General features: G+C 39.2%; 21 protein-coding genes. 17 read left to right on the top strand and 4 right to left on the bottom strand.

Translation table 11 applies throughout. From position 1 onward, the window contains the following. Positions 1–7: 7 nt before the first annotated feature. From tatA to MLE13_RS09080, 6 genes are all read left to right on the top strand, one after another. Complete coding sequence (gene tatA / locus MLE13_RS09055; protein WP_240749402.1) at positions 8–232, top strand: twin-arginine translocase TatA/TatE family subunit; 225 nt, start codon at positions 8–10, stop codon at positions 230–232. A gap of 10 nt (positions 233–242) precedes the next feature. Further along, on the top strand, positions 243–1097 hold the full coding sequence (gene tatC, locus MLE13_RS09060; RefSeq protein ID WP_240749403.1) for a twin-arginine translocase subunit TatC: 855 nt from the start codon (positions 243–245) through the stop codon (positions 1095–1097). A 159-nt stretch (positions 1098–1256) separates the two neighbouring features. Beyond that, positions 1257–1730, top strand: coding sequence for a GNAT family N-acetyltransferase (locus MLE13_RS09065; protein WP_240749404.1), 474 nt, complete (start codon positions 1257–1259; stop codon positions 1728–1730). A gap of 144 nt (positions 1731–1874) precedes the next feature. Further along, entirely contained in the window at positions 1875–2282 is a 408-nt protein-coding gene (locus MLE13_RS09070; protein WP_430905209.1) for an NUDIX hydrolase, read from the top strand. A 78-nt stretch (positions 2283–2360) separates the two neighbouring features. Then, positions 2361–2528 carry a hypothetical protein gene (locus MLE13_RS09075; protein WP_008498691.1) on the top strand — a complete coding sequence of 56 codons (168 nt, stop codon included), beginning with the start codon at positions 2361–2363 and terminating at the stop codon, positions 2526–2528. Between the two features lie 59 nt (positions 2529–2587). Beyond that, on the top strand, positions 2588–3529 hold the full coding sequence (locus tag MLE13_RS09080) for a magnesium transporter CorA family protein (RefSeq protein WP_240749406.1): 942 nt from the start codon (positions 2588–2590) through the stop codon (positions 3527–3529). A 36-nt stretch (positions 3530–3565) separates the two neighbouring features. Here MLE13_RS09080 and MLE13_RS09085 read toward each other — a convergent pair whose 3' ends face one another. Beyond that, a complete protein-coding gene (locus MLE13_RS09085; RefSeq protein ID WP_240749407.1) occupies positions 3566–3877 on the bottom strand; it encodes a hypothetical protein in 312 nt (103 codons plus the stop codon). Between the two features lie 171 nt (positions 3878–4048). Between MLE13_RS09085 and MLE13_RS09090 the strand changes: the two genes are divergently transcribed. The 3 genes from MLE13_RS09090 (at position 4049) to MLE13_RS09100 (ending at position 6761) form a co-directional block, all read left to right on the top strand. Then, positions 4049–4186 (top strand): hypothetical protein, encoded by a 138-nt coding sequence (locus MLE13_RS09090; protein ID WP_240749408.1) that lies wholly within the window; start codon positions 4049–4051, stop codon positions 4184–4186. 94 nt (positions 4187–4280) lie between these two features. Next, a complete protein-coding gene (gene abc-f, locus MLE13_RS09095) occupies positions 4281–5912 on the top strand; it encodes a ribosomal protection-like ABC-F family protein (RefSeq protein WP_240749409.1) in 1632 nt (543 codons plus the stop codon). A gap of 87 nt (positions 5913–5999) precedes the next feature. Continuing rightward, the gene (locus MLE13_RS09100) at positions 6000–6761 is read left to right on the top strand and encodes an STAS domain-containing protein (RefSeq protein WP_240749410.1); all 762 of its coding nucleotides are present in this window, start codon (positions 6000–6002) and stop codon (positions 6759–6761) included. Positions 6762–6859: 98 nt separating this feature from the next. Here the strand turns inward: MLE13_RS09100 and MLE13_RS09105 are convergent, their stop codons facing one another. Next, complete coding sequence (locus tag MLE13_RS09105) at positions 6860–7174, bottom strand: winged helix-turn-helix transcriptional regulator (RefSeq protein WP_008498698.1); 315 nt, start codon at positions 7172–7174, stop codon at positions 6860–6862. Positions 7175–7304: 130 nt separating this feature from the next. Between MLE13_RS09105 and MLE13_RS09110 the strand changes: the two genes are divergently transcribed. Further along, complete coding sequence (locus MLE13_RS09110) at positions 7305–8156, top strand: VOC family protein (RefSeq protein ID WP_240749411.1); 852 nt, start codon at positions 7305–7307, stop codon at positions 8154–8156. Between the two features lie 33 nt (positions 8157–8189). Here MLE13_RS09110 and MLE13_RS09115 read toward each other — a convergent pair whose 3' ends face one another. After that, positions 8190–8450, bottom strand: a complete 261-nt coding sequence (locus tag MLE13_RS09115; RefSeq protein ID WP_240749412.1) for a hypothetical protein — start codon at positions 8448–8450, stop codon at positions 8190–8192. Between the two features lie 140 nt (positions 8451–8590). Here MLE13_RS09115 and MLE13_RS09120 point away from each other — a divergent pair, with 140 nt between their 5' ends. The 3 genes from MLE13_RS09120 to MLE13_RS09130 all read left to right on the top strand — a co-directional run bounded on the left by MLE13_RS09120 (position 8591) and on the right by MLE13_RS09130 (position 12204). Continuing rightward, positions 8591–9661 carry an NAD(P)H-dependent flavin oxidoreductase gene (locus MLE13_RS09120; protein WP_240749413.1) on the top strand — a complete coding sequence of 357 codons (1071 nt, stop codon included), beginning with the start codon at positions 8591–8593 and terminating at the stop codon, positions 9659–9661. A 98-nt stretch (positions 9662–9759) separates the two neighbouring features. Beyond that, positions 9760–10593, top strand: a complete 834-nt coding sequence (locus MLE13_RS09125) for a DUF368 domain-containing protein (RefSeq protein WP_240749414.1) — start codon at positions 9760–9762, stop codon at positions 10591–10593. A gap of 477 nt (positions 10594–11070) precedes the next feature. Continuing rightward, entirely contained in the window at positions 11071–12204 is a 1134-nt protein-coding gene (locus MLE13_RS09130) for a CAP-associated domain-containing protein (protein ID WP_240749415.1), read from the top strand. 41 nt (positions 12205–12245) lie between these two features. Here the strand turns inward: MLE13_RS09130 and MLE13_RS09135 are convergent, their stop codons facing one another. Next, a complete protein-coding gene (locus tag MLE13_RS09135) occupies positions 12246–13076 on the bottom strand; it encodes an undecaprenyl-diphosphate phosphatase (protein WP_240749416.1) in 831 nt (276 codons plus the stop codon). A gap of 143 nt (positions 13077–13219) precedes the next feature. On the opposite strand from MLE13_RS09135, the gene MLE13_RS09140 reads away from it, so the two are divergent. From MLE13_RS09140 to MLE13_RS09155, 4 genes are all read left to right on the top strand, one after another. After that, entirely contained in the window at positions 13220–14302 is a 1083-nt protein-coding gene (locus MLE13_RS09140) for an AI-2E family transporter (RefSeq protein ID WP_240749417.1), read from the top strand. Between the two features lie 110 nt (positions 14303–14412). Continuing rightward, on the top strand, positions 14413–14856 hold the full coding sequence (locus MLE13_RS09145) for a MarR family winged helix-turn-helix transcriptional regulator (RefSeq protein ID WP_065527363.1): 444 nt from the start codon (positions 14413–14415) through the stop codon (positions 14854–14856). 3 nt (positions 14857–14859) lie between these two features. Beyond that, complete coding sequence (locus MLE13_RS09150; RefSeq protein WP_240749418.1) at positions 14860–17478, top strand: MMPL family transporter; 2619 nt, start codon at positions 14860–14862, stop codon at positions 17476–17478. A gap of 245 nt (positions 17479–17723) precedes the next feature. Beyond that, complete coding sequence (locus MLE13_RS09155; RefSeq protein ID WP_240749419.1) at positions 17724–18176, top strand: hypothetical protein; 453 nt, start codon at positions 17724–17726, stop codon at positions 18174–18176. Positions 18177–18313 lie beyond the last annotated feature (137 nt).

Here is an 18313-nt window from a genome sequence, read left to right on the forward strand (position 1 = left end):
AAACATTATGGGAGGATTAGCTTCAATAGGGGTACCAGGTTTAATCATTATTTTAGTGATTGTGCTGATTATATTCGGTCCAAAGAAATTACCGGAAATTGGTGGTGCAGTAGGAAAAACTTTCTCTGAATTCAAACGATCAACAAAGGGATTAATGGATGATGATGACGAAGAAACGGTAAAAAAAGACACGGTTGAAGATAAAGACTTAAAAAAATCTGAGAAACTATGAAGGTGGTTAAATGGATCCGTATGGAGATAAAAAGTTAATAAGTCCGTTGCATAAAAAAGCGGCACAACCAGAAAAGCCTGCGGAAAAGGTTCCGGAAAAAATACCGGAACCTCCTATTAATGAACTAGAACCACCAATAGAAGAAACGACGATGCAAGTGGAAACATTGGTGGGTCATTTAGGTGAACTCAGAAAACAACTTATTAAAAGTGCTATTGTTTTCTTGTTTTTCTTAGTAGTTGTCTTTTCAACTTTGAATTTTTGGTTTCCTTATATCGTTAAGGGAAATAATTTAGTCATTTTGGGTCCTCTTGAAGTGATTAAATTTTATACATCCATCTCGGCGACATTAGCTTTAGGCTTGTCCTTACCATTTCTGATTCATTTCATATGGAAATTTGTAAAGCCGGGTCTTGAAGAAAAAGAAGCACGTTTTCTTGGCTTGTACTCACCTGTTATGTTTTTGTTGTTTATTTTGGGAATCGCTTTTGGGTACTTTATTGTTAATCCATTGAGCTTTCAATTTTTAATCAGCATGGGGATGGCAAATTTTGATGTAATGATTTCAGCAAATGAATACATTCATTTTCTTATCATGACAACAGTTCCGTTAGGTCTCTTATTTGAGATGCCTATTATTGCTTTGTTTTTATCATCGATTGGTGTTTTAACTTCTGTTTCGATGAAGAAGGTCAGAAAGTGGTCCTACCTTGTCCTAGCTGTTGTTTCAGCATTAATTACCCCGCCGGATTTTTTGAGTCAGTTGCTTGTGTTGATTCCAATGGCGGGTCTTTATGAAACCAGTATTTTCATCATTAAGAAAACAGAGCAACGAAAAGAGGCAATCGAAGATACCGTAGTATAAAGAACAAAAGAAGCTGCAAATTTGCGGCTTCTTTTTAGTTGAAAGAAGATTCTGATATTTAATAGCAATTACACGATAACTGCTATACACTAAAAGAGCAGGTGATCGTCAGAAAATCCGTAAGTGGAAAGTGTATATCCATTATGAGGAGGATGCGACATGACAGTAGAAATCAAAGAAATCCAAGACTTGAAGAAGTTGGACGTTTCAAAACTAATAGAAGAAAGTGAAGCCGAAGGGTATCGTTTTTTAAGAAGACTTGTAGACCAATACGAAGATGGTAGCAATACATTCAATAAGCCAGCTGAAGTTCTATACGGTGTATGGGATCATCATGACCATTTGGTAGCAATCGGTGGATTAAATCGTGATCCTTATTCAAGTAAAGACGGTGTAGGGAGACTTCGGAGATTTTATATTTCTGCAAATGCTCGCAGACAAGGCATCGGCACAAAGTTATTACAAAAAATTGTTGAAGATGCGAAAGGACATTTCCATGAACTCGTCGTCCGAACAGATTCTTCAGCAGCCGATGCTTTTTATAGAGCAAATGGCTTTTCGGGAGATCTTGGATTACCAGAAGCTACTCATGGCATCGTTTTAGAACAGGAACAACGAAAAAAGGCAGAGTAACACCTTCAGAATAACGGCTTGCAGCTGCAAGCCGTTTTGTTATGTCTAGAATTATTTAGAGAAGCTGGTACGGTTTGTTGAAATGTGTGGTAACGTAAAAAGAGCTGTTTAATTTGAAAACATGATAGGAGCGATTGCATGGAAATGTCAAATTGGAAAGGCGCTGCAGGTGTCTGCGTCAATCAAGAAAACGAAGTGCTATTAGTCTTGCAGGGAGTTCCTGGAGAAGAAAAAAAGTGGACGGTACCAGCAGGTGGAGTTGAAGAAGGAGAAACGGTTGAACAGTGCTGTGTTCGAGAATTTTTCGAAGAAACTGGATTGACTGTACGAGTTGTGGAAACCTTACACACACGAGCAGGAGAATATGAAGATTCGAAAGTGTCTTTTGAAGTAGTATATTTCAAGGTAGAAGTAACGGGTGGAGAAATTATCTTTGATAAAGAAGATGAGTGGATCGCTGATGTAGCATGGAAATCCATTGCTGAAATTCGTGAACTGGAAATGGCTTATCCAGACGATGTTGAGCTAATAGAATCTTTAACAGTTCAGTAATTGGATTTTTTTCGCTATGATTATAAATAGAGAGAACGGGTAATTACGGTATAACAACAATCCATGGAGGTGTTTTGGATGAAGAAAAACCGTGAAAACAAAGAAGGCGAAAGACTGATTCCAGAAGTTGAACCACGGCGCAATATGCCACCTGAAAAAGATATGGACCCGATGCCTGACAGAGATTTAGAGTATAAAGAAAACTCAAATGAAAAATACAGAGACAATACGCACGAGAAAGAATAGGCAAGCCGATTGTTGGCTTGCCTTTTACATCGCAACAATTGTTGAAAGGGGATAGTTACATGCCAAGATATGCTTTCAACCATGCAATCTGGCACGAAGAAGAAGGTGTTGAAGAGAAGAACTTCCGCAAATATCTTCCGGAAAATGAAAAAATGCGTAATTGGATCGACAAATCGAAAAATCCAGCGGTCAACATTCTTCATACGCATACCGTTACCCTTGGCAATGAGTCGTTATGGGGCTCATTAATATATAAACAAAGTGCAACGTCCAAAGGTTCTCGTGAAGTCTTTCACTTCTATTTGTCTAAAGAGGTTTTTGTCACCAGTAAAATTGATTTTGAACAAGAAGCAGATTTAGATAAAGCTGAGATTTTAAAACAGATGGAAAGTGCGGCATCTTCAATAGAAGTCTTCATGATTATTCTTGGCGAAATGGTCGCATCCATTTTGCATAAAATAGACCGTTTTGAAGAACGTTTACATGACTTGTTATGGGCGATTAAAGAACAGAACAATAAAAAGACATTGGGAGAAATCGAAAATATTCGCCATGAAATTTTATTGTGGAAGCATCTAATTATGGGGTTTCAAGAAATTAAAATGGCTATTGAAGAAACCTTTGGAAAAGAAGTTACAGATCGAGTAGAATATCGTCGAACTGCTACTCGTATTGAGCGCTGTGTGATGCTTGTTAATTCCTATGAAGATGAAGTGAACAATATGGTCGATATAGAAAATGTAGTCGCTAATTATCGAGGCAACGAAATCATGAAAACCTTAACGGTTTTAACTACTTTGTTTACCCCAGTGATGGCCTGGGGAGCGTTATGGGGCATGAATTTTGAAAATATGCCCGAGTTAAAATGGAAGTTCGGATATCTTGGATCGGTGTTAATCATTTTAGGGTCGACATTTGTTCTTTACTTATACCTTAAGCAAAAAGGGTGGATGGGGGATATTTTACAGTCGATCGGTAAAAGCACTTCTAGAAAAAAATAAGACGAGAGCAGGAACCAATGGATCCCTGCCCTCGTCTTATTTTGCTTTATCGCTCTCAAGTTCGTGCAAAAGTTCCGTATAAGGGTGTAAATCTTGGTCGCCGTGTTTTTCGATATAATCGGTAATCAATTCTTTCAAATCTCGTCGCTGTCTTTCTACTGCCACAAGCTTCTCTTTCATGGACTGTCGTTTCCATAGTTCAGCATCTTGAACATCTTCCATTTTTTCGAGCATATCAATCTCAGCAAGCAACACTAAAGCTTCGGTTTTTTTAGCTTCGTACTTTTTTAAAGCTTTTTCTACTTTTCGGGTATCGTTGTCAAAAGTCAATTTAGAGTACATAGACATTATCTGATTCCCCTTCCTGTGGAATGGCTCTTAATTTATTATTACCCGGATTTCAAAAAGCTTATACCTCTTTTTTAGATAAGCTTATATAAAAAGAATATTCTGCCAATGTGTTGACGCCGTTTAGTCGGAATTGTATGATATAGAGACTATATAAAGGGGGTGGGTAAGATGAATCAAACTGGTAAGCGCATGACAGAGTGTCAAGAATATCTCTACATTCTTCATGGCGTTACTTTCACTGGAGTAGCTGGACGGGAAGAGTCTGTCCTTTTTCAGCCAATAAAATCGAGTGAATATTACCAGTAAGAGACATCTGCCTACAATCGGATTTTGACAAAGGCATGCCTCTTGGCGTGCCTTTTTCTGTATGCATGTCTCTTCATTAGAAAGGAAGAGAAAGATGATTATTAGCCAGTTTCAACAATTAATGTGCCATTTTGCAACGCAAAAGATATTCAATCATATAAAAGGCGAGGTCATGGAAGGTCATCGCATCGGACTTGTCGGAAGAAACGGAGAAGGAAAGTCCACGCTATTAAATGTACTCGCAGGAACTTTACAGCCAACAGAAGGAGTAGTGACGTGGAAAAAAGGTAGTAAAATTGGTCTGTTAGAGCAGTCACCTGATGAGCAGGAAGCGCAGACAGTAGAACAATTATTAAAAGCTGTTTTTTCAGAGTTAAACGCTTTACAGAAGCAGTTAACGAAAATGGAAAAGCAGATGGAAAATGTCAATCCTGAAGAAATGGAGCGTCTGCTCCTCCGCTACGGAGCGATGCAAGATGATTTTATCCAACGCGGTGGCTATGACATAGACATGAGAATTGACCAAGTGTTAAATGGGCTAAAGATTAAGTCGTTAAAACTTGAACAATGGGGACATTTGAGTGGTGGAGAAAAAACAAAAGTGGGATTAGCCAAGTTACTCTTACAAAAACCCGATTTGCTGCTGTTAGATGAACCGACAAACCATTTGGATTTAGATGCGATTGAATGGCTTGGTTCGTTTATTAGTCATTACAAAGGTACAATCGTCCTCGTTTCTCACGATCGCTATTTTCTAGATGAAACCGTTACACATATTTGGGAGCTAGACCAAGGTGAGCTAATTCAATACGCTGGAAATTATTCGAGTTATGTAAAGGAGCGGGAAGCTCGCTTGTTAATTGAATTCCAGCAGTACCAAGATCAGCAAAAGAAAATTCAAAAGATGAAAGAAACCATTAAACGCTTGAAAGAATGGGCCAATCGAGCGAATCCGCCTAATGCAGGCATGCACCGCCAAGCAAAAAGTATGGAAAAAGCGTTGCACCGCATTGAAGTTCTCGACCGGCCAGTCTTATCGAAAAAACAAATGGCTTTAAACTTGAAAATAGATGGACGCAGCGGCAAAGATGTTGTTTACCTCGATGGGATTTGGAAAGAGTTCGGGGAGCGTATGTTATTTCAAGACATTTCCATGCACATTCGTTACGGAGAACGCGTGGCAATTGTCGGCTCCAATGGAACAGGGAAAACAACTTTGCTAAATATGATGGTTGGAAAAGAGTCAGTTGATGCTGGAGATGTGAAGCTCGGAAGTGGTTTATCGATTGGTTACTTGTCTCAACACACATTGGAAATGAATAATGACAGAACCATTATCGAAGAATTTCGGGAAGCAATCGCTGTTTCGGAATACGATGCGCGTCCCATGCTTGCTCAATTTTTATTCTTTGGCAATATGGTATTTCAACCTGTACGACAACTTAGTGGCGGAGAGCGCATGAGGCTGCGACTCGCTCAACTCATGCATCAACATCATAATTTGCTAATTTTGGATGAACCGACAAATCATTTAGATTTAGAAGCAAAAGAAGTTATGGAAGAGGCGTTAAGTGAATTTCCAGGAACGATTATTGCAGTTTCACATGATCGTTATTTTTTAGATAAGTTATTTCCCGTCACTTATTGGCTCAAAAATGAAACAATCGAACGGTTTGATGGAGGCTATTCAATTGCTCGAGAAAAATTGGAAGTCTCTATAAAATAAATGTAATAAGTACAACGAATCTTTGCAAAGCTATGGCATAATAGAGAAACATAAATTTGTGAAAATTAAGAAATAAGGTGGAAGAAAATGCCGGCTATCGGGAAAATCCCAGAAAATATACACGTATTAAATGCCCTTGATGTTATTGGGGAAACGATTATTATTGCGGATAGTTCCTATATCATTAGATGGATGAATTCTGAAGCATATCGATTACTAAACCAAGTAGCTCCTATGTATGGTTTGTCAGACTGTAGAGAAATGATTGGGGAGAGTATGGATGCTTTTCACAAAAATCCGCAACATCAAAAAACGGTTATGAAAAAATTAGCCGGAACCCACCGGACACGCATATCGATTCGTAACCAAGTAATGGCGGACATTGTGGTAACGCCAATTATGAGCGATAGCGATGAACCAGAAGGGTATATTGTGATGTTAATGGATGTCACCACACAAGCTGCTGAACAACAAAAAAATGAGCAATTAATAAAGGAATTATCCATTCCTATTTTAAATGTTTGGGACAAAACGATTGCGTTACCATTGATTGGCGCGTTTGATAAAAGTCGTACAGATCATCTTATCGCTACGGTTTTAATGAGATGCGTTGAGGAAAAAATTGAGTATGTGTTGATAGATTTAAGTGGTATTAAAGAATTTGAAGATCAAATTCGGCATCAAATTCAAATGATGACGGACACCCTAGATTTAATAGGAGCTACATGCATTCTAGTGGGAATCAGTCCGAAGCTAGCTATGTCTATTGTGCAATTGGATAGTAATACCCCAATATTCAGTACAACCCATGAAGGATTAAAGCACATAATCCATTTGCAAAACCAATAAAAAAGAGCTTATCCAGTAAAATTGGATAAGCTTTTTTTATGAAATAGAATTGCAATGGTCGAAGTTGATTAGCTATCTATGTGCTTATTCTTAACTTATTAAGCGGGATCTATCCAAGTTTGCGACCAATTTTGGATTTCGTCCATAACTGGTTTCAAGGAATGTCCTTTTTCGGTTAAAGCGTATTCAATTCGCACGGGTGTTTCAGGATAAACGGTTCGTGTGACCAAACCTTGCACTTCCAAATTTTTGAGACGCTCGGATAACAAACGACCACTAATGCCAATTACTTCTGTTAAATGGCTGAAACGCTGGGGGCCAGATAGCAGTTGATAAATAATGAGTCCAGTCCAGCGTTGACTGAGTAAAGAAATTGCTGTCTCAAAACGGGGGCAAATGATGGAAGTGTCCATACTCATCACTCCTTTTCTTTAATAATAGCATACAAAATGGCTGTTTTAAAAGAATTAGGTTACTTGACATAGCTGAGTATACTAAATATAATTAGTTACATAAAGTAACCTTTAGAGAAGAGGGATACAAATGAATTTTCATAAAAAACCAGTTACTCACGTAAGAGAAGTGGGATTAAAAGTAGTAAATCTTCTGAAAATGAAACAATTTTATGAGAACGTAATTGGGTTCGAAGTTATTTCAGAAGAAGAAGATAAAGTCAGTCTAGGTGTTGGTAGTAAAGTGTTGGTGGAACTTGAGGTGGTTGAGGGACTCACTCAAAAACAAGGGCGTTATGCAGGGTTGTATCATTTCGCAATATTATTACCTACGAGAGAATCTTTAGGAAAGATTCTGGTTCACCTTCATCAGCAAGGAATACAATTAGGCTCTGCAGATCACTTAGTTAGCGAAGCTTTGTATTTATCAGACCCAGAAGGCAATGGCATCGAAATTTATCAGGACCGGAAACCTGAGCTATGGAACTGGAGTAACGATGAAGTTTCTATGGCGGTAGATCCAATTGATGCTCAAGGATTAGTTGAAGAAGCACAAAAATCTTCAGAGCCTTGGAATCGTCTTCCAGCTGAAACCGTGATAGGGCATATTCACTTACACATGTCTGATTTAGACGAAGCAAAAGATTTCTATGTAAATGGACTTGGTCTAGAAGTCGTTTCGAGTTTGGGTGGGCAAGCGATATTTTTAGCAGATCAAAAATACCATCATCATATTGGTATGAACGTCTGGAATGGTGTAGGGATTCCCGCTTTGCCTGAAAAAGTAGCGGGATTGCATTATTACACATTAGTAATGGAAAATGAAAATCGCAATAAAATCGCTAAAAATCTGCGTGCAATAGGAGCGGAGATTGTCCATCGCGAAGATTATTGGGAAGTTAAAGACCCTTCAGGAAATTCCGTTCGTCTATGTGTTTACTAATAAAAGCCGACTCAATTTACGAGTCGGCTTTTATTATTTGGAGGAAACGCTTTCGCAACTGTTATCTATCGCCATGTAGGCTGTAGTCGTAAAGGCTGCTTGCTCTGGAATTTCAGTTGCTAATTGATTTTGTTGGGTGACCTCTGGAACATTGTTTTGGCGTGTTTCAATATATGCGTGCATGCTTTCTCGGCTAATTGCTTTTTCTAAAGGGTTATTATAAAACGTTAAGAGGATTAATCCACATGCCCCTGCGATTAAAGTGATACCTAAAAGTGAAAGGAATCCCTTCATAGTAAATCCCGCCTTCTTATGTTTAGTTATTATAAAGAACGACATGCCCTATAGAAAAGTTCCCTGTTGCTGCAAATTGACGTTTACGAGATACTGAGAACAATAGCAATGTCTAGCGAAACTGAAAAGGGGGAGTCAGGATGATTTCATTAAAAACAGAAATCTGCCAGTTGTTTAAAATTGAGTACCCGATTATTCAAGCGGGGATGGCAGGTGGTCCAACGACTGTAGAGTTAGTTGCTGAAGTCAGTAATGCAGGTGGTCTTGGAACTCTAGGAGCGGCATACATGACACCAGATGCACTACGACAAGCAATTAAAGAGATTCAGTCGAAAACCGGAAAACCATTTGGTGTTAATATTTTCGCTTCTACGGAACAAGACGACTTTAGCCGCTTATCAGAAGTGCAACAAGCATTAAATCCTTTTCGTTCAGCGTTACAGATTAGCAACCTTCAGTCTGCATATTCGTCACCTAATTGGAGTGCAGAACAATTTGATATTTGTATTGAAGAAGGCGTGCCAATTATCAGTACCGCTTTTGGTTGTTTATCTAGAGAGCAAATGACTATTGCAAAAAAACAACAGGTTAAAACTATCGTTATGATTACAACGGTAGAAGAAGCAAAACTAGCTGAGGCGTCTGGAGCACATGCTGTAGTGGCCCAAGGAAGTGAAGCGGGAGGACATCGCAGTACTTTTTCGCTAGATCAACATTCATCAGGTGCACAGATTGGTACGATGTCTTTAGTTCCACAAGTAGTGGATGCGATAAGAATCCCGGTAATTGCAGCAGGTGGCATTGTCGATGGTCGAGGATTAATTGCTTCGCTTGTGCTTGGTGCACAAGGAGTTCAGATTGGGACCAGGTTTGTGACCGCTAAAGAATCAGGAGCGCATGCAGTTTATAAGCAAGCAATATTCGGCAGTAGTGAAGAAAGTACAGTAGTGACAAAAAGTTTTTCCGGAAGGCCCGCACGTGGCATCAATAATCGCTTTATCCGTGAATTTGAACAAAGTGGCATTAATCCTTTGCCTTTTCCTTCTCAAAATACAATTACAAAAGATATTCGTGCCGCTGCTGCAAAAATTGAGAATCCAGAGTTTATGTCATTGTGGGCAGGCCAGTCTACGCGCAGTTTGACTGAAGAAAAAGCTGCTGCTGAAATTGTTCAAGAGATTGTGAAAGAAGCAAAAGAAGTATTAACCTGAGCTTTTTAGACTAGAAAATGATCAGAGTGAAGCTCGAGTTTCCAATAGGCACATGCTATACTAATACAAGTGATTTTTAAAACGAGGAGATTAGACGAATGGAATGGAAGAATATATACCGCGGTATCTTGATGGGAATCAGTGATTTGATTCCAGGAGTAAGTGGAGGTACAATTGCGTTTATTTTAGGAATTTATGATCGTTTATTAGAGGCGATTAGCGGGTTTTTTAGTCGCAACTGGAAAAAGCAGCTTGGATTTTTAGTGCCTCTTGGCATAGGAATTGTCATCACGCTTTTGTTATTTAGCCGAGTGATTGAATATTTACTAGAACAACATCATGAAGCGACTCAATTTTTCTTTATGGGGTTAATCATCGGAGTTATTCCATATATTATGAAGCAAGCTGAAGTTAAGAAGAACTTCACTGCACGACACGTGATTATTCTATTGGTTATTGGAGCGGCATTAGCAGTTACTGCATTTATTCCGACTGAGGAAAATTTAGCGCCAATTACATCGCTTACTGTACCTGTTTTCTTTATGTTGTTTTTCTCAGGTTGGCTAGCGAGTATGGCGATGTTGCTACCAGGAATTAGTGGTTCGTTTATTTTGTTGTTGTTAGGTGTTTATTCAACCGCAATCAACGCTTTATCCACTTTGAATATTCCTATTGTTTTCGCAATTGGTGCTGGGGTAATTGTTGGATTTATCGTCAGCAGTAAAGCAATTCAATATTTGCTTCAACATTTTACTTACGTCACTTACGCAGCGATTATCGGACTGATTATCGGATCATTGTTTGTCGTGTTCCCAGGGTTTTCGTCTGATTCAACTACGCTGATTACTAGTCTAGTAACATTCGGACTTGGACTTTCGTTTACACTGCTGTTTAGTTCACCTAAAAAAACGGCTATTACAGAAGAAGTTTAATGAAATAAAAGTCGTCCCTTTTTATCTTATAAGAGGACTCATCAACAAAGAGACCGGAGCGACTTGTCTACAGTCTGAGATGCCATCACCAATGATGGCATCTCTTTTTGAATGGCTTCGCCAGAGTGTCTTATGCCCGTCGAAGCTAAATGGGCGCTTGCGCTTTTCTTGTTGTCTAGCTCCAACGCCCAGTCCTTCGAGTCGCTTCAGCCTTGCCATTAATGGCTAAAAACCGCCATTACTGTCAAGGCCTCCAGCGCTTGTCAGTCCTAAATGGGCGCTTGCGCTTTTCTGACTGTCTAGCTCCAGCGCCCAGCTTCTAGGGTCATAAGTCACTCCGACTGTGCGGCAAAGACCGCCGCTTCGCCAGAGTGTCTTATGCCCGTCGAAGCTAAACGGACGCTTGCGCTTTTCTTGTACAAAGCCTTTTTGCTTTGTGGATGGATGGTTTGCCTTTAAACTATAAGTTAAGAGGTGATGCGTGTGCGAAAGATTTTTTGGTGGTTTGTTGTGTTGCTGGCCGTTTTTTTTGCGCGCCCGATTTGGGAAGAGCCTGTTGGAAAATATGTCTATTTAGGTTTTTTAGATTCAGTTGACGTTGCAGTCGACAACATCGCAGGAAACTCAGAAGTAACGCAAGTTATAGATGAAGCACGAGATTTTACTGTGCGCGTTGGTGCGCAACTGCAGTCGTTTATCGTTTCTCAAACAGAAGAGCTACCAGAGGTAGTGGCCAAACCAGAACTAGTTGAAACTGATTCTTTGTTTGCCATTCATAATGTAACTCTCGGAATGAGTAAAGAAGAAGCTCAGGGAAAAGTAGGATTGCCGCTCCGTTTGATGCGTAACGAGTATGGAACCGATTGGCATAGTTATCATCAAGATTTTCAGAACTATGTTTTATTGTCTTATGATCAGGATGGAATAGTGAATGGGATGTTTACTAACCAAGATTTGTTTTCTTCAAAGGAAGGGATTACGATGGATTCCACCAAATCCGAAGTCCGTTCCGCACTTGGCACTCCACTAAAAAGCCTCCAAAAAGGAAATGTTCAATATATACTCGATACCCGTGATGAATACGATGTGTTTAAAACGGATAATACGTATACAACCATTTTTTACGATATACACGAAGGAGATACTGTAACAGCCGTACAAGTAATTCATGAAGAGTTAGAAAAACTACGGCCAGAAATATATGCGGAATCGGATGAGAAGTTGAAAGAGGGCTATGAATATTTGCTTTTCGAATTGACCAACTCAGCCCGCATTCAACGAGGTTTACCACTGTTAAAATGGGATAGTGAGACTAGAACGACTGCTCGCAAGCACAGTGCGGATATGGCCGAAAATCAATACTTCAGCCATACAAATCTAGCTGGGCAATCTCCTTTTGATCGGATGAAAGAAGACGGAATCACCTTTTATGTAGCAGGTGAAAATTTGGCGTATGGGCAGTACAGTAGTGTTTTTGCTCATGAAGGGTTGATGAATTCTTTAGGTCATCGCGAAAATATTGTGAAACCAGATTTCGGGTATTTAGGAGTAGGAACTGCATTTAACGAAGAGAATCAACCGTATTATACGGCTAATTTTTTTAATCGATAGAAAAGGCAGGCTGTCAATAAACTGACAGCCTGCCTTTTTGATTAATTTAATATGAGCCATGCCAATACAACAAGTGGACCGACGATAAAGCAATAAACCGCGAAATACTTTAATTGCCCTTTTGCCATAATGTTCATAAACCATTTTAATGAGAAATATGAAGCAACTAAAGATCCAAGAAACGCCATTACGTATGGAATTGCCATCGTAGCTAAGTTATCATCGTTAAGAATGTCCGTAATGCTGAGAACCGCACCACCAAGGCTAACAGGGATGAATAATAAGAAAGAAAAGCGCAACGCTGTTTCTTGATTAATGCCTCTTGCCATTGCAGCGACAATTGTAGCACCACTGCGACTGATGCCTGGAATAAGTGCTATAGCTTGTGCGCCGCCAATGATAATGGCGTCTTTCATTGTCATATTGCCATCTTTTCGTTGTCCACGCATATTGCGAATCCACCATAGACCAAAGCCTGTGACGATTAAGGTTAAGCCAACTGTCACGATGGTCGAAAGTTTGTCATCAATCGCGTCTTGGAATAACAGGCCAATGACTGCCGCAGGAATCGTTGCAACAACAAGGTAAACGATAAACATAAAATCTCGTTTAGTTTCTGCGTTTTTCACAGTAAAGTATTTTAACCCGTTGATTACAAGGCGTTGAATATCTTCGCGGTAAATAATTAAGACTGCAATTAATGATGCACTGTTGACGAGTAAAGCGAATGTTGATACGCTTCCTTCAATTTGTACATCCAAAAAATATTGTGCGATCAATAAGTGTCCACTTGAAGAAATCGGGATTGGTTCGGTAAGTCCTTGGAATAGTCCAAGAAGCAAAAATTTGATAGTAAGCCATAATTGGTCCATTTATATAAATCCTCCAATGTTCGTTCATCTAGTTATCTAGCAGTGAGCTTTCCACTCAATAAATTCAAAACAACATAAAAAATATAATACCATATTTTCATGGTAAACTGTGTATATTAATGAAAAGAAAGGTAGTGGCACGCTTGACGAACAAGCTTTGGTTTCAAGTAGGAATAGGGGTTATTCTAGCTTTAGTCATTATTCGATTGTTTATTGAAGTACAAGGAATTTTCGATCCTTTATTTATTATTGCGGGAACGATTTTTGTCCCACTATTATTAGGGGGCGTCTTGTTCTATTTGACGAGACCGGTTTTGAATTTCTTGATGAAAAGAAAGTTTCCAAAATGGGCTGGGGTTCTGACAGTTCTATTATCAATCGTTTTAGTATTTTATCTGTTTTTCATCATGATTGGTCCAATTGTGACAGGGCAAATCAATGCATTGGTAGATAATGCACCAGAAATCATCCAAAGTGTGGAAGAGTCGGCTCAATATATATTCGATCAACGCGAACGCCTGCCGGATTCAATTGAAGAACAGTTAAATGGCATGACAGGTCAAATTGGCGATCGACTTGGTGATGTTGGGGGATGGGTCGTTTCCTTTATCGGTAGTTTCGTATCTGGCGTCATTACATTAGTGTTAGTTCCATTTTTCCTTGTGTATTTATTAGTTGACCATAAAAAATTCGTTCCATTTGTTTCTGGTTTCTTCTCAGGAGAACGAAAAGGATGGATTCGTAAAACATTGCATGATATCGATGATACTTTACAAGCATATATTCAAGGTCAGTTGTTTGTCAGCTTTTTAGTTGGAATTATGCTGCTCATTGGTTACTTAATCATCGGGCTAGACTATGCGCTCTTACTGGCGTTAATCGGTATGGCTACGAATGTCATCCCATTTTTAGGGCCATATATTGCCGTTATTCCAGCCATTCTTATTGCTCTTGTGGAAGATCCCATTAAAGCCGTCTATGTAGGGATTATTATGCTTGTTGCACAGCAAATTGAAAGTAATTTCATCACGCCAAACGTGATGGGAAAATCGCTCGATGTTCACCCATTAACCGTTATTACGCTAATTTTAGCGGCAGGGAATATTGCAGGATTATGGGGAATCATATTAGCGATTCCAGTCTATGCTGTTATTAAAACCATCGCGAAAAACATTTATGCACGACGCATTGAAATTCGTAATACAGCGACACGTGATATTGAATAGTCTAACCTGTGAACTTTGTTCACAGGTTTTTTTATGAAATAAACAAAGTAACTTGACGGTAAAAGGTATACCCCCTAAACTATAATTACTAGTTGAGGGGGTATACTATTTTGGATGGACGAATAAAAGAAGCGGTAGATCTTTTTCAAGAAGTATTGGTATATGGAACGGAGAGGGTGATCAAATCAGTCGATCATCCACTATGGAAAGAGTATTCACCTGAGCAAATTCAAATGTTGAAGCTGATTGGATCGGAAAAGCAAATTACTTCAGCGAGATTGGCTGTATTACAGGCTGTACATAAAAGTGCAATTTCAAGTCGCATCAAAAAATTGCTTCAAAAAGATGTGATACAAGTTGTACAAACTACAGATAAACGCGAGAAATTGTTAGAGCTTACGGATAAAGGACAGGCGATTATTGAAGAGCTAGATCAAGTGTTGGCTGATTATCTTGAGAAGCTACTGTCTGAAAATATCGCAGATGAGGAAATCGAACAGTTTTTAACGATTTTCCGCAAGTTAAAAACAATCATAAAGATGGACGGAGTGTAACGCATGCATAGCATATTAAAGTTTAAATGGCCGATTGCGATTGGTTTAATTGTATTAACGGTGGCTTTATTCTTATTAGCACCTAACTTAACAGAGCAAGCAGAACAAGCAGGTTCGTTTCAGTTATCGGATGAAGCTTCCTCACAAATTGCCTCACAAATATTAAGTGATGCAGATGCTGCTGAACAAACGATATCACTTGTGATTCCGCTAGAAAGTAAAGTTACAGACGAAACGCGTCAAACACTGGAACAAATGGTGACGGACATCGAAGCATTGGGTGATCCGATAACGAGTGTATTAAATCCTGTTGAAAGTAAAGAACTCGAAGAACAATTAATTTCGGAAGATCAACAAACTGTTTTAATGCCAATTATGGTTGATGGTAACAATGAAGAAGTGAATGTTGTTGCCGATGAAATTAGAGAAACAATTATCCCTGAAGAGTTAACGGTTTATATAACAGGGGAAGCTATTATTAGTAATGATGTAAATGTTAGTGCGCAAGAAGGCTTGCAACGGACAGAAATCATTACAGTCGTTTTAATTTTTGGTTTGTTACTAGCTGTATTCCGCTCGATTGTGACACCATTTATCCCTCTTGTGGCAGTCGGAATTACTTATTTATTGAGCCAATCATTGGTAGCATTTTTCATTGATTGGTTTGGCTTCCCGGTTTCAAACTATACACAAATCTTTCTTGTAGCGATTTTGTTCGGTATAGGGACAGATTATTGTATTTTGCTATTAAGCCGCTATAAAGAAGAATTAGCAGCTGGACATGATGTCGAACAGTCGATTATCAATACGTATAAAACAGCAGGTAGAACATTGCTAATTAGTGGAGCAGCCGTGTTTGTTGGATTTTTCGCAATCGGCTTTGCAGAATTCCCGATTTTCAAATCGGCTGTTGCGGTCGCAGTTGGGATATTCGTCTTGTTGATCGTGCTGTATACAATTGTTCCATTCTTTATGGCGCTATTAAAAGAAAAACTATTTTGGCCAGCTAAAAAATCGGCTTCCCATAGAGACAGCAAATTGTGGATTTGGATGAGCAAATTATCGATCAACCGCCCATTGCTATCTATACTTGTTGTAGCTTTAATCACGGTGCCGTTGCTGTTTACGTATGATAATTCTTTATCTTTTAATACAGTGGATGAAATTGGTTCAGAGTATGAATCGGTAAAAGGATTAAATGCGATTGAAGAAGGTTTTGGAAAAGGTGATTCGCTACCGGTTCAAGTAATTGTGAAATCGGACGAAACCTTGACTAGCCGAGAAACAGTTCCTTATTTTGAATCGTTAAGTAGAGAAATTGAAAAAATTGAAGGTGTCGAAACGGTTCGATCGATTACACGTCCAACAGGAGACATCATTAACGAACTTTATGTAGACGAACAGCTGGGTCTCTTAGCTGACGGGCTTGGCGATGCACGTGATGGACTTGATGAGGTACAAGCAGGGCTGACAGAAGTTCAAACCAACTTAACGGCTATTAGTGAACAAGCTGGAAACTCTGCAGGTTTAACGGAAGCTGCTGCGGGGCTTGGTCAAATCAATCAACAACTGGGACAAGTCTCGCAAGGACTTCAACAAACGGGGAACATTCCTCAAACTGTAGGTGCATTAACCCAAATCAGTGGAGGCTTGTCTGAAATTCAACAAGGCTTAGCTGGAGCAGCTGGACAAACGGCTGAACTAAGTGAGGGCTTAACGCAATTAGCGGAAGGTGTAGGCGCATCAAACCAAGGTCTTTCTGAGATTGAATCTGGTTTAACTCAAGCAGTTGATATGATGCAAGAAATGAGCGACAGTAGTGCGGTACGTGATACAGGTTTGTATATTCCAGAAGGAACACTAGAAAGTGAAGATTTTCAACAAGTAGTAGATCGTTATTCTTTTGCAGATGGTACAGGAATGATGATGGAAGTGATTTTATCAGAAGATCCCTATTCTCCTGAAGCTATCGACGTTACAACTGAAATTAAGGAGACGGTAGAGCGTGCTAAAATAGGGACACCGTTGGAAAAAACCGAAATCGCATTTAGTGGGATTTCAAGTATCAATAGTGATTTAAAAGACGTATCTTCTAGTGACTTTACAACTACAGTCATTATTATGTTGATTAGCTTATTTGTCATCTTGGCGATTTTATTCCGTTCATTGATCATGCCTTTGTATATGATTGGCTCGTTATTACTGACGTATTACACAGCGATTTCCATTGCAGAGTTGATCTTTGTGAACGGTTTAGGCTTTGATGGCATTAGCTGGGCAGTGCCGTTCTTCGGCTTTGTTATGTTAGTAGCGCTAGGCGTAGACTATTCGATTTTCTTGCTTGATCGTTTCCGTGAAGAATCCTTTAACGGCGTTACGGTTCGCGATGCTATGCGTACATCGATGGCGAAAATGGGAACAGTTATCATTACAGCGGCCATCATCCTAGCAGGTACATTTGGTGCTATGATGCCATCGGGTGTCTTGAGCCTTGTGCAAATTGCGACCATTGTGATTACCGGCTTACTGTTGTACGGCTTGATTGTGTTGCCGTTATTAATCCCGGCAATTTCCGTATCGTTTGATCGTGGAGTTTGGTGGCCATTTGGCAAAAAGAAATAACTAGCTGAAGTATGAGTGGTCTTGGCTTGGTTAATATAATAAAAAGAAAATATGCTGCGTTCGCGCAGCTTTTTTCTATGGGTGTGGGATTAGGCTGAGCATGGTATACTGAATGGTAATTGAAAATGCGACCTGGGTGTACTTATATATTTCTGCAAGTGGCAGTTACGCTATGCAGGTTTATGTCTTAGAATTTCCTGAAATTTTTGATGAAATAAACGAAAATACGAAAAGAGGTAATGAAATTGTTAACATTTGAACAAAAGCTTGAAATTATTGAGTCTTTTCCAGAGCTAACGAGAAAAGACGTATCGATGAAACGTGTGAACTTTCATTTTGAAGAAAGCTTATACGACAAGAAAATTGTGGTCTATCATTTGCATCCGACAGGTAACGGTTTTGTTTATGTCGGCAACTTGCCACACTATGAAGTAGACAAAAAAGGCTTTGTAAACATTCGTGATTTCTCTGAAAAAGAATTACGCAGTGTTCTTGCCGATTCGTTGGATTATTTGTCGTTAGAACCAGAGCCACCATATGATAAAACGTGGACGAATCGCGATAATGAAAAATTGGATTTGGTTTACGAAGAGCCGTTCTGGAATGTCTACACAGGCAAAAACTTAGAAGAAAGCTTCGGAACGTTTGATAACGCTGAAGACTACTTGATCGAGCAAGGCTTTAAAGAAAAGAAATAATGAATAGTCGGTTGCTGAAATTATGATTTTCTAAGTACTTTTAGCGACAATAATAAAAAGGAGCCTTTGGGCTCCTTTTTTGTGGTTAAAAGAGGAAAAAGCTTCGATTTTTAGGTATGCTTATGGCAAGGAGTGAG

Source organism: Planococcus halocryophilus, from assembly GCF_022489025.1.
Taxonomy (GTDB): Bacteria; Bacillota; Bacilli; order Bacillales_A; family Planococcaceae; genus Planococcus; species Planococcus halocryophilus_A.